The sequence below is a fragment of the Armatimonas sp. genome (assembly GCF_031410135.1).
Lineage (GTDB): Bacteria > Armatimonadota > Armatimonadia > Armatimonadales > Armatimonadaceae > Armatimonas.
In genome coordinates this window covers 1-7303 of record NZ_JANNYP010000641.1, presented here as the reverse complement: position 1 = coordinate 7303, position 7303 = coordinate 1, and the positions used below count along the sequence as shown (strand labels likewise).

Annotated in this window: 8 protein-coding genes; 6 read left to right on the top strand and 2 right to left on the bottom strand. The window is 59.3% G+C overall.

Going from position 1 to position 7303, the window contains the following annotated elements; translation table 11 throughout:
- Positions 1-145: 145 nt before the first annotated feature.
- Entirely contained in the window at positions 146-526 is a 381-nt protein-coding gene (locus tag RMO15_RS23515; RefSeq protein WP_309718138.1) for a hypothetical protein, read from the top strand.
- 3 nt (positions 527-529) lie between these two features.
- Here RMO15_RS23515 and RMO15_RS23510 read toward each other — a convergent pair whose 3' ends face one another.
- Positions 530-1300 (bottom strand): sugar phosphate isomerase/epimerase, encoded by a 771-nt coding sequence (locus RMO15_RS23510; protein WP_309718137.1) that lies wholly within the window; start codon positions 1298-1300, stop codon positions 530-532.
- Positions 1301-1484: 184 nt separating this feature from the next.
- Complete coding sequence (locus RMO15_RS23505; RefSeq protein ID WP_309718134.1) at positions 1485-2021, bottom strand: hypothetical protein; 537 nt, start codon at positions 2019-2021, stop codon at positions 1485-1487.
- A gap of 116 nt (positions 2022-2137) precedes the next feature.
- On the opposite strand from RMO15_RS23505, the gene RMO15_RS23500 reads away from it, so the two are divergent.
- From RMO15_RS23500 to RMO15_RS23480, 5 genes are all read left to right on the top strand, one after another.
- The gene (locus RMO15_RS23500) at positions 2138-3760 is read left to right on the top strand and encodes a class I adenylate-forming enzyme family protein (protein WP_309718132.1); all 1623 of its coding nucleotides are present in this window, start codon (positions 2138-2140) and stop codon (positions 3758-3760) included.
- 50 nt (positions 3761-3810) lie between these two features.
- Positions 3811-4722 carry a phenylalanine 4-monooxygenase gene (locus tag RMO15_RS23495; protein WP_309718130.1) on the top strand — a complete coding sequence of 304 codons (912 nt, stop codon included), beginning with the start codon at positions 3811-3813 and terminating at the stop codon, positions 4720-4722.
- Positions 4709-5869, top strand: a complete 1161-nt coding sequence (locus RMO15_RS23490) for a 2-oxo acid dehydrogenase subunit E2 (protein ID WP_309718125.1) — start codon at positions 4709-4711, stop codon at positions 5867-5869. The genes RMO15_RS23495 and RMO15_RS23490 overlap by 14 nt, the downstream gene beginning before the upstream one ends.
- Positions 5866-6612, top strand: a complete 747-nt coding sequence (locus RMO15_RS23485; protein ID WP_309718123.1) for an electron transfer flavoprotein subunit beta/FixA family protein — start codon at positions 5866-5868, stop codon at positions 6610-6612. The genes RMO15_RS23490 and RMO15_RS23485 overlap by 4 nt, the downstream gene beginning before the upstream one ends.
- On the top strand, positions 6609-7303 hold a 695-nt coding region (locus RMO15_RS23480), incomplete at its 3' end, for an electron transfer flavoprotein subunit alpha/FixB family protein (protein ID WP_309718120.1). The genes RMO15_RS23485 and RMO15_RS23480, both read left to right, overlap by 4 nt.

Sequence of the window (7303 nt, the reverse complement as noted above, 5' to 3'; positions counted from 1 at the left end):
CAGATTAACAGAGAGATAAGAGATTGTTAAAATAATATTATGCAGATATATTGATTTTTAGTAATTTTTTAAGCTTTTAATAGTACGGGTAAAATGACTAATATATTCGATCATAAAAGTATAATGATGGCAGGAGTATCTCTTTATGGCAACGAAGTTTACAATTGCGTACACGCGAAGGAAGAAAGACTGGCAAGTTGATAGCACGCTAAGGCGGGCAGGAGCGACGGCAACGTTTATGCAGAGTCTTGATGCAAAGTATCAGGCGATCCCTGACATGGAGACGAGCCGTCTGCAAAGTGCGACGAGCGATCTGCAAAGCAGTATTAACGAACTAAACGTGCATCTGGAAGCGATAGCAGCACTGCTCCCTGCACTCGACACAAAGACCGAGACGCTCGACAAACTTAACAAAGCGAGCTATGGAACCCTGCGTAGCCTACTGAAAGGTAAGCCGGAGGCACAGCGTCTTGACCAAGCCGTACTGCCAACGCCACGTAAGCAGAGCACAAAACCCACTGTGTAGTTCCTAAAACCCGAGTACGGTCTTTGCATAGTCCGCGCTGAGCTTCGCCGAGGTTGCCGGGTCGCCGCCCTCGGCCACGCGGTCTTGCTCGGTGGTGACCCAGACGGGCGAAAACGTCTTGACGAGCTTGGTGGCCTCGATCAGCTTCACTTGGCCGTTGCCCAGCTCCGTAAACGTGAGGGGCTTCTGCTCGGCAAGATCAAACGTGCCGTCTTTGTAGTGAAAGTAGTCCGAGCGGTGGCCGTGGGTCTGTAAAAAGCTCACCAGATCCTCGCCACCGCAGGCTATCCAGTAGAGATCGAAGCAGAACTTTACCGCCGCGGGGTCTGTGTTGCGCAGGAGAATCTCCATCCCCGTGCCGCCCTCGGGCAGGGTGAAAAACTCCCAGTTGTGGTTGTGGTAGCACACCGAGATTCCCTCGCTTGCCAGCACTTCGCCTGCCGCGTTGAGAGTCTCAGCCGCCTCTTCGTAGCCTGCCGCATCGGGCCACTTGCCACCCGCCATCAGGTGCTTTGCGCCGACTATATTCATGTGCGCCGCCGTCTCCCGCACATGGTCGAGGTCGGTGAGGGCGCTGACTCCGGTGTGGTAGCCCGCGCAGACCAGACCTGCATCATCGAAGAGCTGCTTGTAGTCGTAGGCCCCGGTGCTGGTCGTAGGGTTGCCCACTTCCGCGCCGTCGTAGCCTGCATTTTTCACATCGGCCAAGACGCCAGGTAGATCGTCGCCGCCGCGCTTGCCGAAGATAATCAGTTGAATGCCAAGCTTTGTCATGCCCGGCATTTCGACAAGCCCCGCGACGATTCCTCTATCCCCTCGATTAGAACGAGGGGACTGGAGAGCTAAAGCTGTGAAGGCCGTTCTGGCCATAAGAAATCGGGATGGCCCGAAGCGGCCTTTGTAGCGGAGCCTGCGACGCTCGTTAGTCCCGCCGCTCCAACCGGCGGGACGGGAAAGGCTAAAACTTCAGCCCGATCCGCAGGCCGGTGCCTTCAAGCCCATCGCTTGCGCGTAGGGAGCGGAAGTAGGCTCCCTCCACAATTAAGTTGCCCGTCACCCGCAGGCCCGCCGTGATTCGTGCAATCGGCCCATTTTGACGACCAGGATCGAACCCGGAGCCGCTTCTAAACGTGCCGTACCACCCGATGCCGCCCCCGATATTGGCAGTCGTTCCCTCGGTGCCCAGCTTGAGCTGTGACTGAACCCCCAAGCCACCCGCCAGAAAGTTGCGCGGCGTATCGCCACCAGTGCCCGCCCAGTCCAGAAACAGTGTGCGACCGAGTCCGACACTAGGCGGAGGAGTAAGCTGGTGCGTCCAGGAGATTCCGTTGAGAGGGCCGTTTCCCAGGTAGCTCTTGACCTTGCCTGCGGGAAAAAACGCCTGGTAGCTGACTTCCTCGCGCCCTCCAAAGCCGCTGTCGCTCCACTGAGCCTGTACCTGCGACGAAGTGCCCAGAGCAAGGGCGACGGTGACGAGAGTTGTGATCTTGTTCATGGGAACTAATAACGCGAGACTCGGTTGGTTTTGTGACAGCTAGGACAGTCATAATTTTTATGCGCTGTCATAGCGAATATGAAGAGAGCGTGCTATAATTTATAGGAACCTCGACAATGATCGACGAGAACTTTAGCCCAGAACTAGCCCCAAATATCGCCCATGCCCGAAGCTTGCCGATGCCCTACGTAGCAGAGTTTCAGAACCTTGCACAGCTTCTTCGGTATCACGTCGCAATCCGCCCCGAAGCGGATTTTCTCCGTTTTCGAGACGATCTTAATCCCACAAAAGCTTGGAGTTACCAGGAGGTTTCCCTCGTTGCCTCTCAGGTTGTGGGTTGGCTCCGCGAGCGCTTCGGCCTGCAGATCGGAGACCGAATTGCGACACTGACAGGCAATTCGCCCGAGACAGTCTTTCTCTATCTCGGCGCGTGGCTGGCGGGCGTTACAGTCGTTCCGGTCAATATTACCGAGGATGACGAGCGGATCGCGTATATTCTCGAACACGCTCAGGTGAAAGTCGCGTTCGCCTTTCCTGAGCAGGCGGAGCGCGTGAAAAACTGCCAGGTCGTCTCTGAGTTCGACTACCAGGGGTGTGAGCACGGTGAGAGCGATTTCTCGTTCCCCGGCAATACCGAGGCGCTGATTGTCTACACGTCGGGGACCACGGGCGCGCCCAAGGGCGTGGTTCTGGAGCACCAGAATCTCATCGCCGATGCCCAGGGGATTGCGGCGTGGCATGGGTTTACCGAGGCCGACCGGGCGATGCTTGTTCTGCCCATCCATCATGTGAACGGAATTATCGTCACGCTGATCACGCCGCTGCTCAGTGGCGGGAGCGTGGTGCTCAACAAGAAATTTTCCGCCAGCCGCTTCTGGAAGACGGTCGAGCAGGAGAAGTGCACCTGGTGTAGTGTCGTTCCCACCATCCTCGCCTTTCTCTGTGAGACACACCCCGAGGGTCTCCCCATCCCGCCTGACTTCCGCCACTTTATCTGTGGTGCGGGGCCACTGACCACCGACCTGGCCAAGCGCTTCGAGAGTGTCTTCGGGGCCAGAGTCGTGCACGGCTACGGCCTCTCGGAGACGACTTGCTACTCGTGCTTCTTGCCCATAAATCTCGCTAAAGCCGACTATGCGCACTGGATGTGGGAGTGCGGTTTTCCCTCGATTGGCATTCCACTCCCCGAGAACGAGATGGCGATCCACGACGAAAACGGCAAGGCGCTCCCCGCTGACACGCGCGGCGAGATCGTCATCCGGGGTGTGAACGTGATGCGCGCCTACTTCAAGCGCCCCGATGCCAACGAAGCCGCCTTCACCCATGGCTGGTTCCGCTCTGGCGACGAAGGCTTCTGGCGCTCGGGCACCGACGGCAGGCCGTATTTCTTTATCACCGGGCGCTTAAAAGAGCTGTTTATCCGAGGCGGTGTCAACTACTCACCGCTGGAGATAGACGAAGTGCTCAACGCGATTCCGGGGGTCAAAGCGGCGATGGCGGTTGGCTTTGAGAACAACTTCTACGGCGAGGAGATCGGGGCCTATGTTCAGTTAGAGCCTGGCGCAGCGCGGACCGAGGCAGAGATTCTCGCCGCCTGCCGCGAGAGCCTGCCGTTCAACAAAGCCCCAAAGGTGGTGCTTTTTGGCGAGGACTTTCCCGTGACCAGCACCGGCAAGTACCAGCGCGGCAAGCTCAAAGAGCGTTTCGCAAAGTGGCGCGACGCGGAGTTCCGCAAGTGAAAAAGCCTCCCGCTCCGTCCGTGAGGACGTCCGGCGAAGCCTCTAGCGAGTTGGTTTCAACCACTCGGGCTGGATTGACCACGGGAAATGCGCCGTTTATTGAGGCGGCCAAAGACGCGGGGCAGCGCTTTATTGAGCAGCCCTACGCACTCTACACCGAGAGCAACCATGAAGCGTGGCGGCGGCTCTACGCCCGCCAAGAGGACTCCTGGCAGCAGTTCGCCAACCGGCACTTTCTGCGCGGCCTGGAGACGCTGCATCTGGACACCGGCCATGTGCCGAATCTCGACGACGTGAATCAGTTTCTCTCGCCGCGCACCGGGTTTGTGGCGCGGCCTGTCTCGGGCTACGTGCCTGCCTATGCCTTTTTTGACTGCCTGCGCCAGCGTGCTTTTCCCACCACGATCACGATTCGCGATGCCGAGCGCCTGGACTATCTCCCGGAGCCTGATATTTTCCACGATATCGCGGGCCATGTCCCCATGCACACCGACCCGGCGTTTGCGGACGCTCTGGTGCGCTTTGGCGACTGCGCTCATACAGCGGCGGAGCTGGCGGCGGGAATCAAAGATCGCGACGAGCAGGTGCGGCAGCTCTCCAGCATTATCCGGGCGATGGCACGCTTTTTCTGGTTCACCATTGAGTTTGGCCTGATGCGGGAGGGCGATGAGTTAAAAGTCTATGGCTCGGGGCTGCTGAGCTCGCACGGAGAGATTGAGCATGCGATTGTCTCGCCGACAGTTCAGCGCTACCCGATCCAGCTGGAGTGGGTGATCAATCAGGGGTTTGAGATTGACCACTACCAGCCGCTGCTCTTTATTGTTGCCAGCTTTGACCAGCTGTTTGAGCTGGTGGACACGCTGGAAAAGTGGATGCGCTTGGGTAAACTAAGTAATGTCGCGCCCGGAGAACCTGGTGTCTCCGAGGCGGATTTGAGGAGTTTTTTAGATGCCGGTAATTGATATCCTGGTTCCCCAGATGGGGGAGGGGCTTCAGGAAGTGCTCGTGGTAGAGCTTTTCAAAAAGCCTGGTGAGCGCATTGAGCGCGATGAGCCGTTTTACTCGATGGAGACGGACAAGGCTACCATGGAGGTGGAGTGTCCCCATGAGGGAGTCTTGGTGGAGTGGCTGGCATCGGAAGGTGACACGCTGGATATTGGCGCTCCTGTCTGCCGGATGGAGGTGGAGGATGCCGCCCCAACCGACCCCGGAACTCACTCCGGAACCCACCCCGGCTCGTCCCTCGCCGACCCTCCCTTGGATCAAGAGAGGGTGGATGGGAGCGGTAGCGACCAGCCGGGTGGGTTCGACCTCCGCACCATTCCTCCGCGCACCCGGGCCTACGCCAAGGAAAAAGGCATCACCGATGAAGCGCTCGTCACGATTCCCACCGCAAGTGGCAAGCTGATGCCGGAAGACATTGATGTATTCCTGAAGGCTCCCGTGCGTGAAGGGGCAGGGGCAGGCTTTACCGAGCGGCCGGTATCGGCGCAGGACAAGACGTTTATCTACCGGCTGAAACGCAGTGCGGAGCAGGTGATCCCGGCAACGGCTAAGCGCCAGCTCGACTGGGGCGTGGTGCGGGCCTACGCCGATAAAAAGAAGGCGGAACTGGCCGATAACCCGCCGTCGGCGTTTAACTGCGTGGCCTACGCCATCGCTAAAGCCACGGCGGAGCACCCGAAGTTTCGCTCGACGTTGCTTCGCGAGGAAGTGATCCGGGAGCACAGCCATGTGAACCTGGGGATCGCCGTGGCGATGCAAACCGGTGAGTTGGTCGTGGCCGTGGTGAGCGCCGCTGACGCACTGAGTTTCGAGGACTTTGTGGCGCAGTCAAAGACCAATATTGGCATTGCTCGCGGGGGGCGAGATCAGGCAACGGAGTCTACCCAGCTTGTGCTTACGTACATGGGGCCGTATGAGATTATTGACGCGGTGCCCGTGCTGGTTGCGCCTGCTGTTGCGGTGCTGTTTATTGGCTCACCATTTGAGCAGGGGGGCAAGCAAGTCGTGAATATTGTCCTCACGTTCGACCATCGCTTGGTGCACGGGGTTGAGGCGGCGGAGTTTCTACGCACAATTGCCCGCAACGTGGAGAGCCTCGCATGACGATCCTAGTGCCCATCAAGCGCGTCCCCGACCCTTACGAGCGTATCGTAGTGGGCGACGACGGTACGCTCAGCCTCGACGACGTCAAATGGGTGATCAACCCATTTGACGAGATAGCATTGGAAGAAGCCGTGCGGCTCCGTGAGGGCGGTGCGGACGTCACTATTGTGACCGTGAGTGTTGGCGGCGCGGAGTGCAACGAGCAGCTTCGAACGTCGCTTGCCATGGGGGCGGATCGGGCGATCTTGGTCGAGACCGACGAGGCCTTAGAGCCAGGCAGTGTCGCAGTGCTGCTTGCGGCTATTTGTGAGCGCGAGCACCCCGAGCTAGTGCTGATGGGCAAGCAGGCTATTGACGATGACTACAACCAGACGGGGCAACTTCTGGCGGCCTGTCTTGGCGTGCCGCAGGCGACGTTTGCCTCGCAGCTCACGCTGGAGGCGGCGCACGCTGTTGTGGTGCGCGAAGTTGATGCTGGGCGTGAGACGGTTCGCGTAACACTCCCTGCTGTCGTTACCGTAGATCTGCGGCTCAACGAGCCGCGCTATGTGGCGCTCCCCGCGATTATCAAGGCACGGAGCAAGCCGCTGGAGCGGCTCTCCGCCGACGACTTTGGGGGCGTGCTCCCAACGCGCATTGAAGTTTTAGAGCTAATTCCACCACCAACACGAAAGGCGGGACGGAAGGTGGCGAGTGTGGACGAGCTTCTTGCAGCACTGCGTGAGGAGGCACGGGTTTTATGAGACTATTAGTGTTGGCGGAGACGCCGCAGGTAATTTCCTTTGCGCAGCAGTGGGCCGCTGTCACCGGCGGTAGCTTCGTCGTTGCCGCGCCCGAGGAGGCCACGGCAGACGGGCTGGTCGCTCTGATGAAGAGTGAGAGCTGCGACTCGCTGGCGGGGGCTGCGACATCGCTGGGGCGTGATCTTCTTGCCCGAGCGGCGGGGCTACTCAATCTCCCCATGCTCTCGGATGTGCTGAGTGTCGAGAGCCGCGATGGTCGCCTCACGCTCACGCGCCCGATGTACGCGGGCAATGTGTTGGCGAGGGTTCGGACACTTAGCGATGTGGGCGTTTACAGTGTGCGTAGCGCCGCTTTTGCTCTACCCGAACCCGGCGCACCGGAGCCAATTCAAATTCCCGCTCACACAACGCTGGGCTGCGAGGTTCTGAGCCTCGATGCACCCGAGCAGAAGCGTCCTGACCTGACGCAAGCCCGTGTTGTGGTCTCGGGCGGACGGCCCACACAGGATGCCGCGACTTTCGAGAAACTCATCGGCGGACTGGCGGACGCGCTCGGTGGAGCCGCCGGTGCGACCCGTGCTGCCGTGGATGCGGAGATCGCGCCCAACGAGCTGCAAGTGGGCCAGACCGGGAAAGTGGTCGCGCCAGAGCTGTATATCGCGGCAGGAGTCTCGGGGAGCATTCAGCACCT

Coding starts and splice junctions, on each gene's coding strand:
- RMO15_RS23490 (WP_309718125.1), top strand. CDS start 4,709: ATGCCGGTAATTGATATCCTGGTTCCCCAGATGGGGGAGGGGCTTCAG.
- RMO15_RS23500 (WP_309718132.1), top strand. CDS start 2,138: ATGATCGACGAGAACTTTAGCCCAGAACTAGCCCCAAATATCGCCCAT.
- RMO15_RS23515 (WP_309718138.1), top strand. CDS start 146: ATGGCAACGAAGTTTACAATTGCGTACACGCGAAGGAAGAAAGACTGG.
- RMO15_RS23505 (WP_309718134.1), bottom strand. CDS start 2,021: ATGAACAAGATCACAACTCTCGTCACCGTCGCCCTTGCTCTGGGCACT.
- RMO15_RS23485 (WP_309718123.1), top strand. CDS start 5,866: ATGACGATCCTAGTGCCCATCAAGCGCGTCCCCGACCCTTACGAGCGT.
- RMO15_RS23510 (WP_309718137.1), bottom strand. CDS start 1,300: ATGACAAAGCTTGGCATTCAACTGATTATCTTCGGCAAGCGCGGCGGC.